This is a genomic window from Polaromonas sp. P3_B1 (assembly GCF_056402935.1).
Window position 1 is genome coordinate 138,645 of sequence record NZ_JBFUGK010000006.1, and the last position, 23,664, is coordinate 162,308.

Here is a 23,664-nt window from a genome sequence, read left to right on the forward strand (position 1 = left end):
AAGTTTCCGCCCCCTCAATATGCCGCCAGCACGTTCAAGAACCACCCGCGGCTGCGGTAAGACAGATCGGTCAAATCATCCGAGTACTTCGTGAAGTTGTAGCCCACACCCACCTTCACGCCCTTGCCGAGGTGGCGGTAGACACCCAGCAGTGCGCCGGCTTTCGCGTCCTGCGCTTCGGTGGCGCGCAGGTTGCGCAGCTCTATCAGTGCGTCCCATTCCTTGACCAGGTGCAGGTCGGCGCGCAGGATCAAGAGGTCTGCGCGGCTGGAGAACCATTCGCCGGTGGCCACCGGCATCTTGAGCTCGCCGATGCGGAAGGCGTATTTGGCGCCGACTGAAAGCCATGGCTTCACGTCGTAAATCGTGTCGACGGAGAAGACCTGGCTGCGCTGCGCGTAATCGGCCGACTGGCCCGAAGGCGTGAGCTGGCCGGCGGTGGGGACGTTGTTCAAATTGGTGTACTTGAACAAGGTGTTCCAGCGGTCGTTGTCGACGGGCCGGTAGGCGCTGCCGATCACGAACTCGTGGTAGTTGCCGTCGACGAAGGCGCCCTGGCTGTTGCTGGAGCGCGAGACGTTGAGCTTGCCCAGCAAACGCCACGCGGGGTCCACCTGCAGGCCGACGGTGTTGCGCATGAGCCAGGTGGTGCGTTCACCGGAGATGTTGCCTTTGTCCTTGCGCCACTCGATGTTGCCGCCGTATTTGAGGCCGTCTTTTTTGTAGCCGATCGAGCCGCCCAGTGCGCGGCGTTTGAGGTCGCCGGCCAGCGGGTCGGACACGGTGCCGAATTCGACCTTGGCGCCGAAGTTCCAGCGGTCGTTGGGCGACCAGTCGGTGCCGAAGGCTTGCGTGAGGCTTTGCGGACCGGCGCCGTTGACGGAGCGGCCTTCGCCGAACACGCGCAACTGGTCGGACACGCGTGTGCTCGCGCCGGAGACCAGCGTGCCCTGCCGGCCGCGCCAGGCGACGTCGGGGCTTTCGGTTTCCACGGTGTAGGCCAGGTAGGCATTGCTGCGGTCGGAGATGCGGTAGTCGGCGCCGAGCTTGCCGCCCGCGCCCATGCTGCCGCCGGAGGCTTCGCCGCTGAGCTTCACGCGCTCGCTGACCTGCCATGCGCCGCCCAGGCCCGCGCGGTTGTTGGGGTCGCGGGTGTCGTCGCGCTCCAGCGTGCCCTGCACGTAACCGTAGGCTTCCCAGTTTTCTTTTTCGCCGGGCTTGCCGCCTTCGCGGTCGGGACGGTAGTCGGCGCGCAGCTGCGCATCGGTGCGCGAGCCGGTTTGCGAGAGCAAGGTGCTGGCGTTGGGCGTGACCTTGGAGCGGTCGTCGGCGCGCACGCCGGCGGCCACTTCCCATTCGCTGTTCAGCGTCTGCCGCACCGCGACTTCGGCGTTCTGGCTGTCCTGCAGGTCGCCCTCGCGCCTGTCGGCCTTGAGCAGCACGCGTGTGCCCGGCCGCACTTCCACGTCGGCCGACGCACCGGCTTGCCGGACGGCCTCGCCGCCTATGCCGATCTGCCCGGGGGCCGAGTAGCCGCGGTCGCGGTTCTGCGCATACGCGGTGACCTTGCCCTTCATGCTGTCGGTCACTTCGGCCAGGTCGACCGAGGCTTCGAGGCGTTCGGCGCCGGCCGACTGGATGGCGCCGCTGCTCAGGGTGTTGAAGCCGAAGCCGCCGTCAATCGAGGTCTGCGCGCCGTTGCCCGGGCCTTTGGAGCGGGCCGCTTCGAACTTGAGCCAGGTACCGGGCTTGTAGCGCAGCGTGCCGTCCACGCCTCTGAGCGTCTGGCTGGAGCCGGTTTCGCCCTGGTGGTAGGTGCTGGCGCCCAGCTGGAAGTGGTCGTTGATCCACTGGCTGGCGCGCAGGCCGGTCGAGAGGTTGCTGATGGCAGTGACGCCGGGCGCAAACTCATACGTCGTGACGAGGTAGGTGGGCTGGCCGCCGACGGCCGAAGTCATGATCAGGCCGGCGGCGCCACCGCTGGAGGACAGCGGCGATTGCAACAGGATGCGGCCCTGCAGGTAGTTGATCTCGTAGTCCTGCGTGGGCGCGAGCTCGCGGCGCTCTATCACCATGCCGGAGTCCTTGTCGCGCACTTCTATCCACACACGCTCCGAGCCCTGGGTGATGTCCAGGTGGCGCAGGTAATAAATGGAGCCGCCGGTGCCGCGGAATTCTTCGCGCGAAGCCAGGGTGCCCGGGTCGGCCGCGAAGGCGTCGATCTGCGTCTGCTTCTCGCCGTAGGTCGTGGCCTCTTCCGAGCGGTAGCGCAGCTGCGCACCGTAAAGGCCGCGCGAGTATTGCATCAGCTCGGTGCCGCTCCAGGAGGTCTGGAAGTTGCCCCACATGATGTGCGAGTCGCCTTTTTGCAGCTTGACGAAAAACTTGCCCTGCGTGGGCGCGTCGTCCACCGTCGTGCTGTCGTCGCCGTAGACCGGGTAGTACAGGTTGGGGTCTATGCTGCGCAGCAAGTACTTGGGGTCCTTGCTGGAGAAGTTGGAGAACAAATCTTCGATGGGGCCTTCGCGCGTGTCGGCGGAAGCCGTGAGCAGCCACTCGCCCTTGATCTTGCCCTTGAGGTAAAACGCGGCGCGGCCGTCGACGTAGACCTTGTCTTCATAGTGGCTCAGGTCGCCGGTCACGAGTTTGGCAGGGCCGGAGACATTGTTCTTGCCGACCGTCAAATCGCCGAGTGCGAGGTAAAACCAGTCATCGGACGCGATGTTGAGGTTGCGGCGGAAGGTGCTGGCGCGGCCGTCGGCTTCCTTGAGCGTCACTTCCACCGACTGCGGGCCGGCCGGCATGATCTGTTTCATCGCGAACTTGCCCTGCGCGTCTATGGGCAACTCCAGGCCCAGGGCTTCTATGCGCTGGCCGGGTTTGAGGTTGCTGCCGTTGACGGTGATGGTGCCGCCCGTCACCGGGATGTTGCGCAGGGCCAGGCTGTTCTCGCCGTAGCCGGTGAGGCGCTCGCGTTCCAGCTTGTCCTGGTCTTCATTGGCGGGCATGGCGCGCGCCAGCAGGTTCAACTGCTTGAGGCTGGTTTCGTCAAAGCGGCCCTGCGCATCGTACACACGCAGCAGGTAGAACACCTGGTCGCCCGCGGTGTTGGCGGGCACCGTCCAGCGGGTCGCACCCGTCCAGCTGACGGGCACGATCTCAAACGGCTGCTCCTGGGTTTTTTGCCCCGGGCGGAAGAGGCGCAGCTCGGCCTTCTTGATCCACGGAATGTAGTTGGACCAGGCGCGGAACTCCACAGCTTCACCCTTGACGGCCGTGCCGGGTGTTGCCCAGGCATTCATCAAGGGCACGGCGGCCAGGCTGTCGTAGCGGACCTGGATGTCGGCCCGCTCCAGCGCGACGTCGGCGCAGCGCTGGCCGTCGGCTTCGTTGGGGATCTCGGCCGTGTTGATGGGCTCGCCGTCTATGGTGATACGGAAAGGCACATTCGATTGGCCAACCGATTGCGGCGTGCACGGCGCCAATGGAGCGGGCACGGCCACAGGCGCCACTGCCGGGACCGCAGGCTGGAACCACACGCGCAGCTCGACGCGGCGGTTGCGGCTCATGCCTTCGGGTGTTGCATTGGATGCCAGCGGTTTGTTCTCGCCCTCGCCCTGTATCGAATACGTGATCGAAGGGTTGTTCAGCAGCTGCTTGAGGTAAGCGGCCACGGCCAGCGCGCGCGCTTCAGACAGGCCCTGGTTGTCCTTGAAGAGGCGTTTGGTGTCGGGGGCCAGGCGTTGGTTGTCGGTATGGCCGACCACGGCAATGCGCATGCCGGCGGAGGCCGCGCCCTTGCTGCGGATTTCGGCGGCCAGCGATTCAATCGCGGCCTTGGCCGAAGGTGTGAGCTCGGCCTTGCCCGACACAAACAGGCTGAGGCCGCCGGCTTCTTGCAGCGCCTTGTCGACGGCGGCGGCCGCCTTGGGCGTCTGCGCCGCGCGGGCCCGCATGCCGACCGCTTCTTCGCGCGTCACGCCCGAGGGCATGGGGTAGTCGATGGCCGGCTGCACTTCCGCCGGCGGTGGCGGCACGCTGAACAGGTCAATACGGCCGTTGTCGATTCGTTTGCCGCTGACTTCGGTCGCGGCCCAGGTCGGCGCGCCCGCGCAAAGCAGGCCGGCGGCGACGGCTATCGCATGTGTACGGAAATTCATTTCGCCGTCTCCAGCTCGGTTTCAATCATCAGGGGGTGCAGGGGTTCGCTGTCGGCGGCCTCATTCCCGTCGTTCTCTTTCTTCTTGCGCCTGGCCTTCCACAAGTCCTGTATTCGCTCGCTGATGGCCGCCACGCGTTTTTCGGCGAGGCCGGCCGCCTCTGCGCCGCGGCGGTAGGCGATGCGCAGCACGGAGGGCCGCGCGGCGAGCTGCTCGGGCAGCTTTTGCAGGGTGGCCAGGTAGGCGGGCTGCAGTTCGGTGCCGTCGCCGTTGCCGGTGAAGGCGGCACCCGAGAGCTCAAGCCGGACCACGCGGTGCACGGTGGCGCCGAAGTTGAGCTTGACCATCTTGCCGCGCGTGACGCGCACGTCGCGTGGGTTCTCGGTGGTCAGGCGGTAGCCGGAAGGCAGGGTGCGCTCGTCGACCTTCATCACGAAGTTGGAACCGCGGTCGGCGTTCGGTATCGCCGCGCAGGCGACGTGAAAGCGCCCGTCGTGGTCGCTGGTGACCAGCAGGCCGCGCGCCGTGGCAATGCGCACGTTGGGGATGCCGGGCTCGTCCTGGTCCTGGTAGCCGTTGGCGTTCTTGTCGTCAAAGACCTTGCCGATGATGTCGGAGCAGTCAAAGGTCGGGTCGGGCACCACACGCACGGCGGCCGTGGCGGTGTTGGAGATCTGCGCATTGACCAGGGCGTTGCGGGCGGCGACCTGGTTGATGTAGGTGCCTTCGGACACGCCGGAGCCGACCACCAGCAGCATGCGCCAGGTCTTGCGCTCACCGCCGGCGAACGACAGGTTGGGCCAGGTCAGGTTGCGGCCGCTGATGGTGGGCTCCAGCGCCACGCCGTTGAGCGAGGCCGAGCCGGTGCGGTAGCGGAAGCCCGCGGGGATCAGGTCCACCACGCTGACGTTGCCGAGCACGGCGTTCAGCGTGTTGGTGGCGGTGATGGTGTAGGGCACCAGGTCACCGCGCACCACATTGACCAGCGGTGTGCTCTTGGTCATCACGATGGCGCCGCCCAAAATCGGGTCCAGCGGGATGTGGTTGTTCAGCACGTTCGCGGAGCCTGGAATCGCGGCGAAGGTGAAGGTGAAGAAGTACTGCGTGGTGCCCGCGCCGCCCGCCAGGGCCAGCGTGCTGTTGGGACAGGCCGCGGGGTTGTGCAGCGGCACAGCGGTGCCGGGCGCGAAGTTGCTGGTCTGCACCAGCGCCGGATCGGGGCTGGGCGGGGCCAGGCCGACACCCAGGGTGGCCGTGCAGGCAGGAATCATGGCCGAGGGGCCGGGCAGGTAACCGGCCGGCGAGGTCACGGTGAGCGTGTACAGCGTGCCGCCCACAGGCGCGCCGCCCAGCAGCAGGAACTGGTAGGCGCCGTCCGCGCCGGTGGTCTGCGTGAGGCTGCCGCCAATCACGTCGGCCGCGGTGAGGCCGGGCGCGGAGAGCGTCACCACGGCGCCGGGCACGGGCTGCCGCGTCACGGCGTCGTAGACCACACCGCTGGGATCCAGCGGCAGGCTTTGCGCCACCGTCGTGGTGCCGGCGGTCAGGGTCAGGCCTTGCAGCGTGCCGTCGGTGTTGTTGGCGCCGCCGGGGTTGGCGTTCACGTTGACCGTGCCATTGGTGTACGGCAGGCCGACTTCATTGGGAACCGGGCGGCCGTAGATGCGCCCGCTGGTCGGTTCGCGGAAACGGATCTGGTAGCCCGAGCCGGGTGCCACGCTGTTGAAGGCGTAAGCACCGTTTGCGTCGGAGGTGGTGGTGCCGACGACGACACCGCCCAGCGTGAGTTCCACGATCCAGCCGGGCACCAGCGGCTCGCCGGGGTCCTTGATGCGGTCATGGTTGAGGTCGCGCCACACCGTGCCGCGCACCGCGGCCACGTCGGAGATCACCGTGGGGTCGGTGGCGGTGTTGTTGCCGTTGAAGCCGGCGGGTTCATTGCCGCCGGAGACCACGGCCGTGTTCACCAGCACCTGGCCGGCCAGGCCCGCACCCACCGCCACGCGCACCGTGAAGACAGGCGCCGTGCCGCCCGCGGCGATCACGCTGTTGGTGGTGCAGGTGACCGTGGTCACCGCGCTGCTGCAGGACCAGGTGGCGCCGCCGGCCACGGCGGCTACCGTCATGCCCGCGGGCAGGGTGTCGACCACCGTGATGGTGCCGGAGGTCGCGACCGTGCCGACGTTGGAGACGGTGATGGTGTAGAAGCCGGTGCTGGAGCCCTGCGCGAAGCTGACGGGCGAGTGCGTCTTGGCAATCGCGAGGTCGGGCGCGGCGCCGGGAATCTCGGCGAAATTGTTGTCGGCCGACACGGCGTTGGCGCTGGCCAGCGGAATCGCCGAGATCGACGAGACAGGGTTGGCCGGCAGCGTTGCCACACCGCCGGTGCTGCCGGCGACGGTCTTGCCGTTGGTCGTGCCGGTTGCCTGCGGCAGCGGCTGCGTGACGGTGTAGGTGCCCTGGGCCAGGCCGGTGAAGCTGTAGCTGCCGTCGGCCGCCGTGGTGGTGGTTTTGGAGACGGCCAGGCCGTTCACGTCGGTGCCGGTCAGGTTGATGGTCTGCCCGCCTATGCCGTGGTCGCTGCCGTTGACCGTCCCGCTGTTGTCATAGTCGAGGAAAACCCGGCCGGAGATTGTTCCGCCGTTCGGCACTTCGGCGAAGTTGTTGCCGCTGGAGGTGGTGTTGGGCGGCAGCACGATGCTGCTGATGCGGCTGGGCGTGACGGCTGGCACGGTGGCCGTGCCCGGCGTGCCGCCATTGGGCACGGCGCCGGCGGTGGTGATGCCGTTGGAGGTGCCGGCGGGCTGCGTGGGTTCCACCACGGTGTAGGAGCCTGGCACCAGGGCGGCGAAGGTATAGCCGCCCGTGGCATCGGTCACCGTGGTTGCCAGCAAGGCGTTGGTGCCGGGGTCACGCAGCTCAATGGTCACGCCGGCCAGCGGGTCGTCCGCGCCGTCCTGCACGCCGTTGTTGTTGACGTCCTTGAAGACCTTGCCGCTGATGGACGACAGCACGACTTCGGCGAAGTTGTTGCCGGTCGAGCCCGAGACCTCACCGCCCCCGCCATTGCCGTTGAGCGTGATGTTGGTGACCTGGCTGCTGCTGATGGTGGGGTTGGAGGCGACACCGGCCGTGCCGGTGCTGCCGTTGATGCCGCTGATGGTGCCGGCCGTGGTGATGCCGTTCACGGTGCCCGAAGGCTGCGTGGGCTGGCACACGGAGTAGCTGCCGGCCGCCAGGCCCGGGAACAGGTAGTTGCCCAGCGCGTCCGTCGTGCCGGTGGTGACCAGGGCGCCGCTGCAATTGGCGCCGCTGCGCAGTTCGATAGTCACGCCCGGGATCGGCGTGTCGACACCGTTCTGGAAGGTGCCGTTGGGCGTGGGGTTGTTGTCCTTGAAGACCTTGCCCGAGATATAGCCCAGGGTGCTGATGGTCAGCGGCGCATTGGCGGGCGACTGGTTGTTGCCCAGGTTGGTCTGCAGCGCGCCGGCCGGGATGTTGTTGGTGTGCACACCGGCGGTGAGGCCGGTCACGTTGACGTCAATCGTGCAACCGCCGGCGGGAATGGTGCCGCCGTTGTTGAGCCTCACGCTCGTCGCGTTGGCCGCGGCCACCACGGTGCCGCCGCAGGTGGTCGCCATGGCGGGCGTGGCGGTCAGCTGGATCTGTCCGGGCGCGGTGGGCAGCACGTCGTCGAAGTTCGCGCTCAGCGTCATCGCGGTGCTGTTGCTGTTGCCCAGCACGATGCTCAGGCGCGAGACGCCGCCCGGCGGGATCACGGCCGGCGTGAACTGCTTGGCGACGGTGGGCGGCGTCGAAATGATCAGCTGCGCGCTGGTGGGTTCCTCGTTGCTCACGCCTTCATTGGTGGTGATGCTGGCGGTGGGAACCGTGTTGGTGTACACGCCGGAGGTGTTGCTGAGCACGTTCACCGTGACGGTGCAGGAACCGGCGGCCGCGAGCGTCGCGCCGGTCAGGCGCACGCTGGTTGCCGAGGCGGCCGCGACGACGGTGCCGCTGGTGCAGGTGGTGGCTGCGGCCGGCGTGGGCGCGACCACCAGCCCCGAGGGCAAGGCGTCGCTCAGGGACAAGCCGGTGAGCGGCGTGTTGTTCGGGTTGTCAAAGCGCAGCGTCAGCACGGCCGGCGCGCCGGGCGCCTTGCTGTCGGAGCCGGTGGTGAAGCCCACGGGATTGCCCGCGTCCAGGGTACGGGCGCTGAAGGCCTTGTGCACCACGACCGGCGCTTTGGCGCGCAGCGTGTCGCTGGTGGGCTGTGTGTTCGACAAGGCCGTGCCGCCCGCGCTGGCGGTCAGCGCGTTGGTGGGAATGGTGTTGACGTAGTCGCCCTGGGCCGCGACGAGCACGTCGATTTCAGCCTGGCAGGTCGCGGGCACGTTGCCGGCCGCGGCGGGGATGGTGCCGCCGGAAACCTGCACGCTGTTGACGGTGGAAGAGACCGTCGCGCCCTGGCAGGTGGTGGTCGGGTTGGCGCCGCTGGGCACGGTGACGCCGGCCGGCAGGGTGTCGGTGACGGCCAGCGCACTGACGGGCTGCGACAGCGGGTTGTAGAAGGTGATGCGCAGGCGCGAACGCTCACCGGGCTTGACCACGTTGGGCGTGAACTGCTTGACCAGGCCGATGTTGGTGCTGATGGCCAGGCTGGTGGTTGCCGGGGTGTTGTTGCTGAGGTTCTGGTCGGTGGTGATGGCACCGGCCGGAATGGTGTTGGTGTTGCCGCCCGTCACCGTGGAAGTCACATTGACGGCGAGCTGGCAGCTGGCATTGGCCGCGAGGGACACGCCGGCCAGGCTGACCGAGCGCGTGTTCGCCACCGCGGTCACCACGCCGCCGGGGCAGGTCGTGGAGGGCGCGGGGTTGGGCGTGAGCACCCAGCCGTTGTTGGTGCCGCCCGCCGTGCCGCCCACGGTGAAGTAGTCGGTGAAGCCCAGGTTGCTGACCGCCTGCGTGCCGTTGGCGATGTTGATGGTCAGGCGGCTGACCTGGCCGGGGAAGGTCAGCGAGCTGATGGAGGTGGCCTTGCTGACCGCGATGCCGTTGGGCGGCGTGAACAGCAAGGTGGCGCTGACCGGTGCGACGTTGCGCACGCCGCCGTCGGCCAGGATGGAATCGGGCGGGAGGGTGTTGACCCAATTTGCCGCGCCGGTGGCAACCACATCAAACAGGAAGGCGCAGTTGCCGTTGCCCGCAATGCTGGCGCCCGTCAGCGTGATGCTGCCGGCCCCGGCCGCGCCGGTGATGGACGTTGCGCCCGCGCAGGTGGTTTGCCCGTTCGGCGGATTGGCCAGCACCATGCCCGCGGGCAGCGGATCGGTCACGCTCACATTGGTCAGGGCCAGCGCGCTGGCGTTCAGCAGCTGGACGGTGACGGTGGACTTTCCGCCCGAGGACACGTTGGCCGGGTTGAAGCTTTTGTTGGCGCTCAGGGCCGAGGTGTAGGTGAGCGTAGCCGTGTTGGTGGTGACGGGAGTCAGCGTCTGGGTGGTGCCGTTGCCGTAGGTCTGCGTGCCGCCCACGGTGGCGGTGTTGGGGTAGACACCGGCCGGGCCGACCACGTCGACCTGCAGCACGCAGCTGCCGTCGGCGCCCAGGCCGTTGCCGGCGCGCGCGGGCACGGTGCCGCCGTTCAGCCCCACCGAGGTGGCGCCTGCAACCGCGGTGATGGTCGGGCTGCCGCAGGTGCTGGCGGCGTTGGCCGGATTGGCGATGCGCAGTTGCCCGCCGCCGCTGTTGGCCAGCTGCAGCGTGTCGGAAATCGACACGTTGGTCAGCGGGTTCGCCGACTTGTTCGTCAGCGTGATGGTCATGCGGACGATGGTGCCTTCGGCAAAGGTGCTGACGCCGGGGGACGACTGCGCGAAAGCCTTGGTGGCCGCCAGCACGGCGGCGTTGGACGTCACGCCGGTGGCGTTGGATGCGCCGCCGTTGCAGGTAGCGCCGGCGTTGTAGCAGACGCCGCCGGCCGCGATGGTGTTGGCCGACGACGCGACCGCCGCGGTGGACGTCATGGCCCACATCGTGATGACGCAGGCGCCCGGCACGCTCACGCTGGCGCGGGCCGGCAGGGTGTCCACCGTCAGGACCGCCGTGGTGCTGCCGAGGGCGCTCGCGGAATTGACGTTGCCGCAGGCCGCGGTCACGGTCGGCGTGTAGTTGATGCCGCCTATCGTGCCGGTCAGAAAGGTCTGGCCATTGGTGAAGTTGTCGGTCACCGTGAAGTTGTTGATCGCCCCGGCGCCGTAGTTCTGCACCGTGACCTGGTACTGGATGGGGTTGCCGGGTGCGACGGAGCTGGCCGGCAGCGCCGACTTGAGCACGCGCAGGTCGTCGGCCACGAGGATGGTGGCCGAGGCGCTCTGGCTCTTGATGGCCGCGTTGCCCACGTCGACCGCGGCTTGCGGAATGTTGTTGGTGTAGGTGACCGGCACGCCCGAGGTCTGCACGAAACCGTCGTAGTTGATGGTGACCGTGCAGCTGCCGTTGGCGGGGATGGTGCCGCCTGTGAGCCGCACGCCCTTGTTGCTGTTGATGGCGGCGGCCGCGCCGCCGGCGCAGCTGGTGGCCGCCGAGGTGACGTTCAGGCCCGTCGCCGGGTTGACGCCGCCCAGGCCGTCGATCGGGCTGTCGTCGAAGGTCGTGACGTTGAGCGGCGTATTGCCGCTGTTGGTCAGGGTGATGGTGAGGCTGCCGGCGGAGCCGCTGGACAGCGAGCTGGCGGAAAACGCCTTGGCCACGCTGAGCGGCGACCTGACGGTGATGTTGGCCTGCGCATTGGCCTGCGCGGGAATGCCCAGTGCGTTGCTGAAATCGCTGCTGCGGTTGATCAGGTTGCTCTGCGCGTTGGTGGTGTACTGGCCGTTGGTCTGCGAGGCTTCCACGGCGACCACGAAGCTGCAGCTGCCGTTGGCGGGAATGTCGCCCGTACCCGTCACGCTGGTGTCGCCCGCGGCGGGCGCCGGGTTGAAGGCGGGTGCGGGGCCGCTGGTGCAATTGGCGCTGGCGCCGGGCACAGCCGCGACCTTGATGATGGCGCTGCCGCCCAGCTGCGGAAAGTTGTCGGTGATGCTGAAGCCTTCAATCGCCACCGGGTTGGGATTGGTCAGCGTGATGGTCAGCGAGCCGGTCGCGCCGCCCAGCACCAGGGTGGAGCTGCCGAAGGCCTTGGAGATTTGCGGCTGCTGCAGCGCGCGGATGTTGAAGGTCTGCGAAACGTCGCCGCTGTTGCTGCCCGCGCTGCTGGTGACCGCGCCGTTGAGGATCTGGTAGGCGTACGAAGTCGCGTTGCCGGTCGAAGTGCCGGCGGTGACGGGGATGTCGATCACGCACTGGCCGTCGATGCCGCCGGCAGCGGCCGGAACGCTGCCGCCCGTCAGGTCCAGCGACTGCGACCCGAGCGCCGCAGTGAACACGCCGCCGCAACCGTTGGTGACCGCCCCGGCCACTTTGAGGCCGTTGGGCAGCACGCCCGGCAGGCTGTTGCTGAACGCCACGTTGGTGGCCGGAACCGGGTCGCTGTTGGAAAAAGCGATGCGTAAAGTGGCTATTTCACCCGGGTAAATACCTTGAGCCGGTATCACCGCCGTTACCGAAGCTGTCAGGGCAAAAGCGGCAACAGGTAACAAACTGAAACCGAAAACGAACACCGGCCGGATCAGGGAGGCCGGCTTCGGCAGCTTGGAGACAAGTTTCGCGCAGCGTCGCAGATAATCGAGCATAGGTGTGACAGGAGGTAAAAGGTACTAGCGCGGCGGATCATAGGGGGCCTACTGGAAACAAAGGGTAAATCCTTGTTTACACTTACGAATTACCAACAGTCGAGGGGTGCAGGGGTGGTCAGAGAGTTGTCAGACCACTAAACTCGGTTGCCCAAGACGGTCCTATTCGTAACCATAAGTAACAAAGCCTGCCAGACCGGTCTCCCGAACCCGTATGCCCCACACTTCCGCCCCCCGAATCGCCTACCTGGAGGACGAGCCCGAAACCGCCGAAGCGATATGTGGATGGATCAAGGAAGCCGGCCTCGAGGTGGACCTGTTCAACCGCGGCGCCGACTGCGCGCGGGCGGTGGAACGGGGGCAATACGCGGCCTGCCTGCTGGACTGGCTGGTGCCGGACATGTCGGGGCCTGAAGTGCTGGCGCGGCTGCGGCTGCAGCTCAAGGAAGCCTGCCCCCCGGTGATTTTTCTGACGGCGCGCGACGGCGAAGACGACGTGGTGCAGATGCTGTCGGCCGGTGCGGTCGATTACCTGGTCAAGCCGGTGTCCAGGCCCATCCTTTTGGCGCGCCTCAACGTCGTGCTGCACCGCTCCGGCGTGAAACAGGAAACACGGCGACGGGCCTGGGGTGCGCTTGAAGTGGACTTCGCCAACCGGCAGTTCTTTGTGGAAGGCCGGCGCGTGGAGCTGACCGAGCTTGAAACCGATTTCGCGCTGTACCTGCTGCAGAACGTGGGACGGCTCCTGACGCGCTCGCACCTGTTGCTGACGGTGTGGGGACACAACACCGATGTGGAGTCACGCAAGGTGGACGTGCAGGCCAGCGCCTTGCGCAGAAAGCTCAAGCTGTCTCCCGAATCGGGCTGGCGCCTGGTGTCGGTGTACGGCCAGGGCTACCGGCTCGAGTGGCTGCATGATTGAGGTCCACCCACCGCCCCATCCTTTTTGCCCTTGCCCATCCGGGCCGGGCCGGCAGCACGCCAGGCCGCCACGTTCTGGAAAATTCCCCATGTACAAATGCATCGCCGCGGCCTGCCTCCTGTCGCTGGGCATCGCCGCGCAGGCCCAGACGCCGACTCCCGCCGGCGTGACCGGCAACGCATCCGGCGTGCCGGCATGGCTTTACAGCGTCCGCCCCGGGGACACGCTGATCAGCCTGGGCCAGCGCCACCTGGTGGATCCGCAGCGCTGGGACGTGGTGCAAAAGCTCAACCGGATTGCCGACCCGCATCGCATCCCGCCGGGCACGGTGCTGCGCATTCCGGCCTCCCTGCTGCGCGCCAGCCCCGGCCAGGCCATCCTGAAAACCGTGCACGGCAGCGCGCGATGGCGCGAGGCCGACGGAAGCTGGAAAACCGCAGCCAGCGGGCAGGCGCTGCCCGCCGGCGCCGAACTCCAGACCGAACCCCTGGCCAGCGCCACGCTGGAACTGGCCAACGGCACGCAACTGCGCATCCACCCCGGCTCGACGCTGGTGCTGGACACCCTCAGCCTTTACGGCGGCGGGCTGATGGCCGATACGCGGGTGCGCCTGCTGCGCGGCCAGACGGAAATCACCGACAACCCGGGGCGGCGCACGCAGCAAAACCTGCGCGTGCTCACGCCCAGCGCCCAGGCGGTGGTGCGCGGCACGGTGTTTCGCGTCGGGGTGGAGGACGGCCTGACGCGCGAAGAAACCCTGGAAGGCTCCGTGGGTGTGGACGCCACCGGAAAAACCGTGGTGGTGGGGCCTGGCTTCGGCACGCTGGCGCGCGAGGGCCAGGCGCCTGTGCCGCCACGCGCACTGCCCCGTGCGCCCGATGTGTCGGCCCTGCCGGCGCGGCTGGAGCAATTGCCGCTGCGGTTTTCATTGCCTGCCGCGCGCGGTGAGCAGAACGCGACGCTCTGGGGCCAGGTTTCCCAGGACAGCAGCTTTGACGCCATCCTGGCGGAAAGAACCTCGAACGCCGGTGTGCTGAGTTTTGCCGACCTGCCCAACGGCCGCTACATCCTGCGCGTGCGCGCCGTCGATGCGCTGGGCCTGCAGGGGCTGGAAGCGCGCCACAACTTCACCGTGGCGGCACGCCCCTTCGCGCCCGCGCTGCAGGCGCCGGGCCGCTCCGCCACGGTGCGCTCACCGCGCCCCACCCTGCGCTGGACCAGCGCGGTGGACGCCGCGCGCTACCGCGTGCAGGCCTCGCAATCCGAGAACTTCGCGCAAATACTGCTGGACCAGCCCCTGGCCCAGACCGAGTGGCAGCCGGCCGCCGACCTCCCCGAGGGCAAGCTGTACTGGCGTGTCGCCAGCATCACGGCCCAGGGTGAACAGGGGCCGTGGTCCGCGGCATCGCCCTTCAGCTACAAGCCCGCGCCGGGCCAGCCCGACCTGGGCCAGGCCGCGCTGCGTTACGAAACCGATGCCTTGCTGCTCGATCTGCCCGCACCGCCGGCGGACCATCACTACAGGGTTTCCGTGTCGGCCACGGCAGGCATGGCGCCCGAAGACCAGCAACAGGATTCTTCCGATGGCACGGTCCGCCTGCCACGCCCTTCCGGCGGCGCGCATTACCTCGGTGTGCGCCTGGTCGACAACCAGGACGGCACCGCCGGCCCGCCCATGCTGCAAAAGATAGACGTGCCTTCGCGCCATCCGTATATGTGGATGCTGGGCTTGCCGCTGTTGCTGCTGTAAGCCGCCGCCGGCGCACGCGCACATCAACCCCACCATGCAAGACACTCGCCCGCCCCGCAGCGCGCACAGCCTGCGCGAACGCCTGGGCATGGGCCTGGTGCTGGCCGCGCTGGCGCTGGGGGTGAGCGCCAGCGGCTGGCTCGCGCGCCTGGACCACTTCGTGTTCGACGTGTCGCAACGCCTGGGCGGGCAACCCCCGCCCTCGGGCGTGGTGATCGTGGCGATCGACCAGGCCAGCCTGCAGGAGCTGGGCCGCTGGCCCTGGCCGCGCGGCCTGCACGCCGAACTGCTGCAGCAGATCTGCGGAGCCTCCCCGAAAGCCGTGGCGATGGACATCGCCTTCAATGAGGCCGGCGACGACCCCGCAGGCAACGAGGCCCTGGCCAAAGCCATGCGCGCCTGCGGCAACGTGTCGCTGCCCATCGTGATGGAAAGCGCCCGCATTGACGGCCAGTTGCTGGAGTCGCCGCCCATCCCCGAACTCGCGCGGTCCGCGGCCGGCCTCGGGCGTGTGAGCGTGCGCCTGGACGACGACGGCGTGGCGCGCGGCGTGCACCTGTGGGAAGGTGTGGGCAGCGCTGCCTGGCCCTTGCTGGCGCAAACCACGCTGCAGACCAGCGGCTGGCAAGCACCCGCCGACGCCGCCTACCTGCAGCCCGCGGACGCGGCCCCGCAGTCCGGGCAGGCGCCCACGCTGGTGCGGCGCGAGCCCCGGCTGCTGCGCTTTGCCGGCCCGCCCGGAACCATTCCCAGCATTTCGGCGGCCGAGCTCCTGCGCCCCGGCGAACCCGCGCAGGCCCTGCGCGGCAAGATCGTGTTCGTGGGTGCGACGGCGGCCGGCATGGGCGACATCCTGTCGACCCCGGTCAGCACCAACGGCGCCGCCATGCCGGGGGTGGAAGTGCTGGCCAACGTGCTGCTGGACCTGCGAGACGACCGCTTTATCGTGCCGCTGGGACGCGCCTGGACGCTGGCGCTGAGCGTCGCACTGGCGCTGGTGCCCCTGCTGTGGGCGACCCGCTTCATGCCCCTGCCGGGCCTGCTGGTCAGCGCGTCCTGGTTCGCCGTGCTCGCCGGGCTCAGCGTGGCCCTGCCCCTGGTGTCGGGGCGCTGGTTTGCTCCTTCGGGCGCCCTGGTCGCGGCCATCGCGGCCTACCCCTTGTGGAGCTGGCGCCGCCTCGAAGTGGCCAGGCGTTACCTTGACTGGCAACTGCAGCAGTTGACCGGCGCGACGGCGGACAGCCCTTTCCACAAGCTCAGGTTCGAACAGCGCATCGAGTACGTCAAGCAGGCACAGCAGCGCTTTCACAACCTGCACAAGGAACGCGAGGAGACCCTGGCTTTCCTGTCACACGACATCCGCGTCCCGCTGGCCGCCGCCGTGCAGCAACTGGGCGGGGGAACGCTCGATGAGGCCAATCAGCACCGCCTCTTCCAGCAACTGCGCCGCGCGCACAAGCTGGCGCAGTCGTTTCTCTCGCTGGCCCGCGTGCAAAGCCTGGAACAAAAAGACCTGCGCGAGATCGACCTCGGCAGCGTCGCGCACCAGGCCACCGATGCGGTCTACGAAGCAGCCCAGGCCAGATCCGTGCGCTTGCTGCGGCACATCCCCGATGAGCCGGTATGGATACGCGGCGACTTCCACCTGCTGGAGCGCGCGCTGGACAACCTGCTGCACAACGCGCTGCGCTTCTCGCCCGAGGGTGGCGCCGTCACCGTGACCCTGGCCTTGCAGGGCGGAAAAGCCGAGCTGTCCGTAGCCGACCAGGGGCCGGGCGTCAGCGCGGAAATGCTGCCTCATTTGTTCGAACGCTTCAGCACGCAAAAGGCCATGCAGCGGCCCGCGCACGGCACCGGCCTGGGCCTTTACTTTGTGCACAACGTGGCGGAGCGGCACGGCGGGCAGGCGGGTTATGAGGCCCTGGCGCCCGTCGGCGCGCGCCTGTGGATCCGGTTGCCGCTGCAGTAAGCGCCCAGCCGCGCTCAGGCCCGCCGCCCCAGCCGCACCGTGGTGACCCCAGGGCGCAATTGCCGCAGCGAGGGCATGACCAGCACGCAATCGTCGTAAGGCGTCACCACCTCGCGGCCCGCATCGGTGGCGATCACGGTGCCCGCCCTGGCAATGACTTCGCCGCCGGTGTAGCTTTCGCTGAAACTGAAATCCATGGACGCGGCGACCACGCGATCCGTCACCACCACGGGCGCGGGCGGCGACCTGTCGGGCAGCAGCCAGCCCATGGGCGCCTCGCTGCGCGCCAGTGCGCCGGCCTGCACCAGAAAACGCATCAGCGTGTCGCGTGCCGCGCTGACGGCGCGCGGGTCCCAATGCTGGCCGGCTTCGAGCAGCAGCGCGATGCGATTTCCTTGCGCATCGGCGAAATCACCGTAGTCGCGCATGCGCACACCGTCGGCATGGCCGCTGTCGACCACCACCTGCGCCGAAGTGCGCAAGGCCTGGGCAAAGGCAATGTTGCGCGCCAGGGTGCCGGTGACCAGCAGGGGTGTGCAGGGCTCATGCATGGAGTGCAAATCGAGCAAGTGTGTGGCGCGGTCCACGAACGGCCTGAGCTGGCGCGCGCGGTCCAGCTCGGCGCTGCGGCGCGGGCCGTCCAACACACCGGCCGCCCAGACGCGGTTGAAATCTTCGTCGATGAAGCGTGAAGCATCGGGCCGTGCGGCATCGAAGCGTTCAAACGCGGCGACATTGCAGAACGCCAGCGTGAGCCGCCCGCGCGCGGGCGCCCAACCAGCGGCGAGCAGTTCGGCCAGCGCGATGGCGCCCGAGTATTCATTGCCGTGCACCAGGGCCGTCACCAGGATCTCGGGGCCGGGCGCCGCGCCGCTTCGTTCATGCACGTGATGCACGCCGGTGTTGGAAGCCGACCAGCGCGACAGATTCGGCGGCAGGGTATGGACTGGATGGTGACCGGGCATTTCAATACTTCCAGAAAATCTTCTGCAGCTCCCTGGTGTCCTTTGTTTTCGTCAAAGCCAGGGCCATCAGGATTCGCGCCTTCTGGGGATTCTGGTCGTCGACAACAAGCCAGTCATTGGCGTCATCCTTGACCGAGTTGTTCCGGATCACCACACCGCTGCCGGTGCGGGTGGCTCGAACGACAAATACCCCTTTCGCGCGAATCTCGTTCAGCGGGCCGGCGATGTATTCAGGCACACTCCCTGCACCGACACCGGCATGAATGACGGCCTTGGCCCCGGATGCGACAAGCGCGTCGTATGCCGCACGGTTCATGTCCTGATAACCATAGGCAATGTCTACCTGCGGCAGAGCCTGGATCTTGTCAATATCGAATTCACTCTGCACCGTATGCGGACGGATTGGTGCACGATAGAACCTGGCTTGGCCTTCGACCACAAGGCCTAGCGGCCCGTAGGGAGATTTGAAGGTATCAACCCTGGTGGCATTGGTTTTGGTGGCGTCGCGAGCGCTGTGAATTTCGTCGTTCATGACCACCAAAGTCCCTTTCCCCGCCGCTTCTTTACTCGCAGCCACTGCCACCGCGTTGTAAAGGTTGAGCGGTCCATCCGCGCTGAGCGCCGTGCCGGGCCGCATGGATCCGAGCATCACGACCGGCTTGCTGCTTTTGACGGTGAGATTGAGGAAGTAGGAGCTCTCTTCCAGGGTATCGGTGCCGTGGGTAATCACAATACCGTCGACCTCCGGCGACTTGAGGAGTTCGGACACGCGTCGGGCAAGTTGAAGCAGGCGTTCGTTGGTGACGTTGTGCGAGCCGATCTGAAAAATCTGCTCGCCTTTGACGTTGGCAAGGTTCTGGATTTCCGGCACGGCCGCCATGATCTTGTCGACAGCGACCACGGCCGCCTGGTAGGCGCCGGTGTTGGCACTGGAGGCCCCGGCGCCGGCAATCGTGCCACCGGTGGCGATGAGCACCACGTTGGTTTTTTTCGCTTCCTGGGCCAGCGCTGAAGCCGAAAGGGCCATCGGCAACAGCAGGCCGCAGGCGATCCTGCGCAACATCGGTATGACGGATATGTGCATGACAACTCCTCTAGTGTCGAGTTATAAAAATTGCGCAGCATCGCGCTGCAGCTGTATCACAAGAGCTTTGACCAATCCCACTCTCACGAAGCCGCCCCGGTGCTGACCGCCTTGTTGACCACCGTGCGCACCCGCTGCGTTTCAGCGCGGATAAAGGCCGTGAGCGCCTGGGGCGTGCCGCCTTCATTGGTGATGCCGGCCTTCTGCAATTTTTGCCAGACGGCTTCCTCGCGCAGGATCTCGTTGAGTTCGCGGTTCAGCCGCGCGACCATGGGTGCGGGCAGTTTCGCGGGGCCGAAGAGGCCGAACCAGACGTTCATGTCATAGCCCTTGAGCTTGGGGTTCTCGGCCAGCGCGGGGATTTGCGGTGCAGCGCGCGAGCGTGTGGGCGTGGTGACGCCCAACGGAACCATCTTGCCGGACTCGATATGCGGCAGCGCCGATGACAGCACCGACACGCTGAACTCGATATTGCCGCCCAGCAGGTCCTGCAATTGCTGGCCCGCGCCGCGGTAGGGCACATGGCGAAAGGTGGTGCCGGCCATCAGGTTGATGAGCTCGCCCGAAACATGCAGCGGCGTGCCTATGCCGGAGGAGGCAAAGCTCAGCTGGTTGCGTTCGCGTTTTGATTTGGCGATGGCTTCGTCCATGGTCTTGACGCCGGTCTTGGTGTTGGTCACAAACACCATGGGCGTGATGCCGATCAGGCCGATCGGGCTCAGGTCGGTTTCGCCGTTGTATTTGATGGCGGCGTTGTAAAGCCTGGCGATGGACACCTCGCTGCCGGAACCGAGCAGCAGCGTGTAGCCGTCGGGGTTGGCGCTCACGACTTTCTGCGCGCCTATGGTGCCGCCGGCGCCGCCCACGTTCTCGATCACGACGGGCGTGCCCAGGCGCTTGGCCAGCGGCTCGGCGATGATGCGCGCGACCAGGTCCACGCTGCCGCCGGCGGGGTAGCCCACCACCAGCGAAATCGGTTTGGCCGTGGGCCAGCTTTGGGCCTGCGCGGCCGGGAAGGCAATAAGGCTGAACGCAGCCAGCAAGGCGGGCGCGGCACTGCGCAGGGCGCGGCCGAGCCGGGATGAACGAACGGGGGAAGGTGTGGGCATGGCTGTCTCCTTTTGTGGGTGGAGGCAGTCTAGGAAGCGGCACCCGCGGGCCGCATGCGCATCACGCATGGACGTATGCGGATGCTTGTTCAGGCACGGGTCAGGCGCTGGTGGCGGCCCAGATCCGCTGCACCAGCTCGTTGCGCGGGCTGCGGTTGCGGTACAGCCGGATTTCAAAGCGCACGGCAAGCCCCTGCGGGTCGGCCGCGACAAGGCGGCCGCTGCGCAAATCATCGCCCACCAGGCCGCGCGGCAGCCAGGCCAGCCCCACGCCCTGCAGGGCCTGCTCATGCAGGGATTCGGCGAAGTCGGACTCGGTCACCGTGTGCAGGAAGAACTCCCGGGCGTCGCGGCTCAGCCCGTCCTGCAGCACCTGGCTGAGCGCCAGGGTGGGCGCGTAACCGAGTACGCGCACCGGCTCGCGCGCCGTGCCGGGCAGCGCGTGCAGCGCCTGCCCATCGGGACGCGGCGCGCTCACGGCCACCAGTTCGTCGGTACCCAGGGTCAGCCCCTCGAAGGCCTGGCCGTCCAACAGCATGGGCAGGCGCGGGTGGGTGAAGGACAGCAGGAAGTCAGCCGCGCCCTGCTCCAGCGCGGTGGCGCCCTCGTGGATGGAGCCCGTGAGGATGCGCAGGCGGAATTCGCCGGCGCCGCGCTTGACGCGCGCCAGCCACCCAGGCACGGCGGTGCGCGACAGCGTGCGGCCGGTGGCCAGCGTGACCCAATCGAGCCCGCCCTGGGCGTGGCGTATGCGGGCACGCACGTCATTGAGGCCTGCCACGGCGCGACGCGCCACCGGCAGCAGCTCTTCCCCGGCCGCGGTGAGCCCCAGCGGCACGACGGCCCGGTTGACCAAGTCGGCGCCCGCCCAGAGTTCCAGCGCGCGCACCCGGCGAGAGAACTGCGGCTGGGTCACATGGCGCAGCTCCGCCGCGCGCGAAAAGCTGCGTTCGCGGGCCAGGGCAATGAAGTCTTCCAGCCATTTATGGTCCATCGCGGCGCCTTGTGGGGAAAAAGAAACGATGGTAGCGCCTGAAAAACACCCCCATTTCGCCGTTTTTACCTCGACAAGTCCCCCAATCGGAGGAGGCTGCGCACCTCGTAACAGAGGGATGGCGCGGCCTTCGCACGTGTAAAATCGCGCAAAACATAAAAAGGCCCTGATCACCCAGGGCCATCGGGGGGCCCCGCTGCACGATGAAATGGTTTGTGATCGGCCCGATCAGTCATTGAGGTCATCAACCAACGAGTCAGTTTTGCGATTCGAATTCATCATTCTCGAATGGTCGGCGTACGCCGACGGCCTGACCAGTCGCGAAGACTGGCTCGGGTGGGCCCGGGCTTTTCCCCGGCTTCCCCAGTCGACGGTGCAAACCGTCCCCCCACTCACGGAAATGCCCGCCATGATGCGCCGCCGCGTCGACCGCCTGGGCCGCCTGGCCTGCCAGGTAGCCTATTGGTGCCAGCCCGCCGCCGAGGCGCCCATGGTGTTCGCCTCGCGTTACGGCGACGCCACCCGTTCCCTGGCCTTGCTGGGTGACCTGGTGCGGGGCGAGCCGGTCTCTCCGGCCGGATTCGGCCTCTCGGTGCATAACGCCATTTCAGCCCTGTATTCCATTGCGCAAGGCCATACCGGCAACACCGTGGTGGTGGCCGGCGGCCGCGCCAGCGTCGCGGCGGCACTGGCCGAGGCCGCCGCCCTGCTGGCCGACGGCGCGCCCGAGGTGCTGGTGGTGTATTACGAAGCGCCCCTGCCCGCCGGCTATGCGGAATTTGAAGACGAGCCCGCCTGTGAATACGCCTGGGCCTGGCGCGTGGCATCTCCGGGCCGTTCGGGGGATCCAGGACAAGACGCACAGTCGCTGAGGCTGGAACTGAGCGTCGATGAAACCGGCGGCATCGCCCACCCCAATACGGCCGACACCGCCGGCTGGCCCGCAGGCCTGGCCGTGCTGCGCCATGTGCTGCAGGCCGCTACCGCGCGCGAAGCCGCCGCACCTGCGGCGCTGCTGCGCCACGATCGCGCCGGCGCGCACTGGACCTGGAGCGCCGCCCATGCTTAGGCGCCTGAATTACGCCTGGCGGCTTTTCGCCACCGCACTGAGCTTCAGCTGCTTCGGGCTGGGCGGCCTGTTGCTGTGGGTCGTGGTGTTTCCGGCCTTGTCGCTGTTCGTCCGCGACCGCCGGCGCCTGTCGATCGTCGCGCGCTGGATCATCCACCAGGCCTTTCGCGCCTTCGTGGGCCTCATGCACGGGCTGGGCATCTTCAGCTATGAAACGCACGGCCTCGAAAAGCTCAATCGCCGGGGGCTGCTGGTGCTGGCCAACCACCCCTCGCTGATCGACGTGGTCTTCCTGATCTCTTTCATCGCCCGGGCCGATTGCGTCGTCAAGGCCGCGCTGGCGGCCAACCCCTTCACGCGCGGGCCTGTGCTGGCCGCCGGCTTCATCTGCAACAACGGCGGCCCGGCGCTGGTCGAAGACAGCGTGGCCTCGCTTCGCGCGGGCAACAACCTGATCATCTTTCCGGAAGGCACCCGCACCCCGGTGAACGGCGCGCCCGGCAAGCTCCAGCGCGGCGCCTCCAACGTGGCGGTGCGCGGCAAGGTCGACGTGACGCCGGTGCTGATCCAGTGCAACCCGTCCATGCTCGCCAAAGGCGTGCCCTGGTGGCGGATTCCGGAGCGCCGCCCGCATTTCCGCATCGAGGTGCGCGACGACATGCCCATCGCCTCCCTGGTGGACAGCTGCGGCAGCGAAGCCCTGGCCGCGCGCCGGCTGACCGAACACCTGGCCGACTATTTCACCACGGAGACCCGCAGGGGCCCAAGACATGACCCAAGACACGCAAACGCTTGAAGGCGAAATCAAGGACCTCATCATCAGCGCGCTCGCGCTGGAGGACCTCACGCCCGGCGATATCGACCCGGCCGCACCGCTCTTCGTCAAGGGCCTGGGGCTGGACTCGATCGACGCCCTCGAACTCGGGCTGGCCCTGCAAAAGCGCTACGGCGTCAGCGTATCGGCCGATTCCGAGGAGACGCGCAACCATTTTTCCAGCGTGCAGGCGCTCGCGGCCTTTGTCGGCTCGCAGCGCACACGTTAATCCAGCCCTTTGCAAGGACACCATCATGACCAAAAACGACATATTCCAGCGCATCGTGTCCATTCTTGTGGAGACCTTCGGCATCGAGGCCGAACGCATCGTGCCTGAAGCCCGGCTTTACGACGACCTGGACATCGACAGCATCGACGCGGTCGACCTCATGGTGCAGCTCAAGCCGCTGGCCGGCCAGCGGCTGCAGCCCGAGGCCTTCAAGACGGTGCGCACCGTGAGCGACGTCGTCGATGCCCTGCACCGGCTGACGGCAGGGCACGAGGCGGCCGATGCCTAAATGGAAATGGCCGGTGGCCGGCGTGTTGCTGGCGCTCGTCACGCTGGCCTACCCGCTGATCGTCTACCTCAGCCTGGGCCGGCTCGAGCCGCGCTGGCTGGCCTTGCTGCTGCTGGGCCTGGCGCTGATGCGCCTGATGGTGAACCGCACGGCCGCGACCCTGGGTTTTGCCGCGGGCGCCCTGCTGCTGGCCGCCTTCAGCTGGGCCGGCAATGCATGGATGCCGCTCAAGCTGTATCCGGTGGTCGTCAGTGCCGTGCTGCTTGCGCTGTTTGCCGCCAGCCTGGCCTATCCCCCCAGCGCCATCGAGCGCTTCGCGCGCCTGCGCGAGCCCGACCTGCCGGCTGAAGCCGTGGCTTACACCCGCCGCGTGACGCAAGTGTGGTGCCTGTTTTTCATCTTTAACGGCGCCGTCGCCTTTGCCACGGCGCTATGGGCCAGCGATGCGCTCTGGACGCTGTACAACGGCCTGCTCTCCTACTGCCTCATTGGCACGCTCATGGCCGGCGAATGGCTGGTCAGGCGCCGGGTGCGGGCGCGCATCGCCCTGGCGAATACCAACACCGCGCGAGGCTAG

General features: G+C 67.6%; 14 protein-coding genes. 8 read left to right on the top strand and 6 right to left on the bottom strand.

The genetic code is table 11. The features are described from left to right. Positions 1-14: 14 nt before the first annotated feature. A complete protein-coding gene (locus tag AC1DXS_RS05530) occupies positions 15-4,160 on the bottom strand; it encodes an OmpA family protein (RefSeq protein WP_477736553.1) in 4,146 nt (1,381 codons plus the stop codon). Further along, positions 4,157-11,893, bottom strand: coding sequence for a DUF7933 domain-containing protein (locus AC1DXS_RS05535; RefSeq protein ID WP_477736554.1), 7,737 nt, complete (start codon positions 11,891-11,893; stop codon positions 4,157-4,159). The genes AC1DXS_RS05530 and AC1DXS_RS05535 overlap by 4 nt, the downstream gene beginning before the upstream one ends. Before the next feature lie 214 nt (positions 11,894-12,107). On the opposite strand from AC1DXS_RS05535, the gene AC1DXS_RS05540 reads away from it, so the two are divergent. The 3 genes from AC1DXS_RS05540 to AC1DXS_RS05550 all read left to right on the top strand — a co-directional run bounded on the left by AC1DXS_RS05540 (position 12,108) and on the right by AC1DXS_RS05550 (position 16,534). Then, positions 12,108-12,815: a response regulator transcription factor gene (locus tag AC1DXS_RS05540; RefSeq protein ID WP_477736555.1), complete on the top strand. Its 708-nt coding sequence runs from the start codon at positions 12,108-12,110 to the stop codon at positions 12,813-12,815. 88 nt (positions 12,816-12,903) lie between these two features. Further along, on the top strand, positions 12,904-14,565 hold the full coding sequence (locus AC1DXS_RS05545) for a FecR family protein (RefSeq protein ID WP_477736556.1): 1,662 nt from the start codon (positions 12,904-12,906) through the stop codon (positions 14,563-14,565). A 34-nt stretch (positions 14,566-14,599) separates the two neighbouring features. Further along, entirely contained in the window at positions 14,600-16,534 is a 1,935-nt protein-coding gene (locus AC1DXS_RS05550) for a CHASE2 domain-containing protein (protein WP_477736557.1), read from the top strand. A gap of 14 nt (positions 16,535-16,548) precedes the next feature. Here the strand turns inward: AC1DXS_RS05550 and AC1DXS_RS05555 are convergent, their stop codons facing one another. The 4 genes from AC1DXS_RS05555 to AC1DXS_RS05570 form a co-directional block, all read right to left on the bottom strand. Further along, positions 16,549-17,499, bottom strand: coding sequence for a M14 family metallopeptidase (locus AC1DXS_RS05555; RefSeq protein WP_477736558.1), 951 nt, complete (start codon positions 17,497-17,499; stop codon positions 16,549-16,551). A gap of 1 nt (position 17,500) precedes the next feature. Further along, on the bottom strand, positions 17,501-18,583 hold the full coding sequence (locus tag AC1DXS_RS05560) for an asparaginase (RefSeq protein WP_477736559.1): 1,083 nt from the start codon (positions 18,581-18,583) through the stop codon (positions 17,501-17,503). 83 nt (positions 18,584-18,666) lie between these two features. After that, positions 18,667-19,692 carry a Bug family tripartite tricarboxylate transporter substrate binding protein gene (locus tag AC1DXS_RS05565; RefSeq protein WP_477736560.1) on the bottom strand — a complete coding sequence of 342 codons (1,026 nt, stop codon included), beginning with the start codon at positions 19,690-19,692 and terminating at the stop codon, positions 18,667-18,669. Between the two features lie 100 nt (positions 19,693-19,792). After that, positions 19,793-20,686, bottom strand: a complete 894-nt coding sequence (locus AC1DXS_RS05570; RefSeq protein ID WP_477736561.1) for a LysR substrate-binding domain-containing protein — start codon at positions 20,684-20,686, stop codon at positions 19,793-19,795. 262 nt (positions 20,687-20,948) lie between these two features. Between AC1DXS_RS05570 and AC1DXS_RS05575 the strand changes: the two genes are divergently transcribed. The 5 genes from AC1DXS_RS05575 to AC1DXS_RS05595 are packed head-to-tail and all read left to right on the top strand — an operon-like array spanning position 20,949 to position 23,664. Continuing rightward, positions 20,949-21,755 carry a beta-ketoacyl synthase chain length factor gene (locus AC1DXS_RS05575; RefSeq protein ID WP_477736562.1) on the top strand — a complete coding sequence of 269 codons (807 nt, stop codon included), beginning with the start codon at positions 20,949-20,951 and terminating at the stop codon, positions 21,753-21,755. Further along, positions 21,748-22,551, top strand: a complete 804-nt coding sequence (locus tag AC1DXS_RS05580; protein ID WP_477736563.1) for a lysophospholipid acyltransferase family protein — start codon at positions 21,748-21,750, stop codon at positions 22,549-22,551. Before AC1DXS_RS05575 ends, AC1DXS_RS05580 begins: the two co-directional genes overlap by 8 nt. After that, positions 22,526-22,798, top strand: coding sequence for a phosphopantetheine-binding protein (locus AC1DXS_RS05585; RefSeq protein ID WP_477736564.1), 273 nt, complete (start codon positions 22,526-22,528; stop codon positions 22,796-22,798). Before AC1DXS_RS05580 ends, AC1DXS_RS05585 begins: the two co-directional genes overlap by 26 nt. 25 nt (positions 22,799-22,823) lie before the next feature. Continuing rightward, positions 22,824-23,087 (top strand): acyl carrier protein, encoded by a 264-nt coding sequence (locus tag AC1DXS_RS05590; RefSeq protein ID WP_477736565.1) that lies wholly within the window; start codon positions 22,824-22,826, stop codon positions 23,085-23,087. Further along, complete coding sequence (locus tag AC1DXS_RS05595) at positions 23,080-23,664, top strand: COG4648 family protein (RefSeq protein WP_477736566.1); 585 nt, start codon at positions 23,080-23,082, stop codon at positions 23,662-23,664. Before AC1DXS_RS05590 ends, AC1DXS_RS05595 begins: the two co-directional genes overlap by 8 nt.

Bases quoted from the DNA above. Each gene is read 5' to 3' on its own strand.
- AC1DXS_RS05530 (WP_477736553.1), bottom strand. From the start codon at position 4,160: ATGAATTTCCGTACACATGCGATAGCCGTCGCCGCCGGCCTGCTTTGC.
- AC1DXS_RS05535 (WP_477736554.1), bottom strand. From the start codon at position 11,893: ATGCTCGATTATCTGCGACGCTGCGCGAAACTTGTCTCCAAGCTGCCG.
- AC1DXS_RS05540 (WP_477736555.1), top strand. From the start codon at position 12,108: ATGCCCCACACTTCCGCCCCCCGAATCGCCTACCTGGAGGACGAGCCC.
- AC1DXS_RS05545 (WP_477736556.1), top strand. From the start codon at position 12,904: ATGTACAAATGCATCGCCGCGGCCTGCCTCCTGTCGCTGGGCATCGCC.
- AC1DXS_RS05550 (WP_477736557.1), top strand. From the start codon at position 14,600: ATGCAAGACACTCGCCCGCCCCGCAGCGCGCACAGCCTGCGCGAACGC.
- AC1DXS_RS05555 (WP_477736558.1), bottom strand. From the start codon at position 17,499: ATGCCCGGTCACCATCCAGTCCATACCCTGCCGCCGAATCTGTCGCGC.
- AC1DXS_RS05560 (WP_477736559.1), bottom strand. From the start codon at position 18,583: ATGCACATATCCGTCATACCGATGTTGCGCAGGATCGCCTGCGGCCTG.
- AC1DXS_RS05565 (WP_477736560.1), bottom strand. From the start codon at position 19,692: ATGCCCACACCTTCCCCCGTTCGTTCATCCCGGCTCGGCCGCGCCCTG.
- AC1DXS_RS05570 (WP_477736561.1), bottom strand. From the start codon at position 20,686: ATGGACCATAAATGGCTGGAAGACTTCATTGCCCTGGCCCGCGAACGC.
- AC1DXS_RS05580 (WP_477736563.1), top strand. From the start codon at position 21,748: ATGCTTAGGCGCCTGAATTACGCCTGGCGGCTTTTCGCCACCGCACTG.
- AC1DXS_RS05585 (WP_477736564.1), top strand. From the start codon at position 22,526: ATGACCCAAGACACGCAAACGCTTGAAGGCGAAATCAAGGACCTCATC.
- AC1DXS_RS05590 (WP_477736565.1), top strand. From the start codon at position 22,824: ATGACCAAAAACGACATATTCCAGCGCATCGTGTCCATTCTTGTGGAG.
- AC1DXS_RS05595 (WP_477736566.1), top strand. From the start codon at position 23,080: ATGCCTAAATGGAAATGGCCGGTGGCCGGCGTGTTGCTGGCGCTCGTC.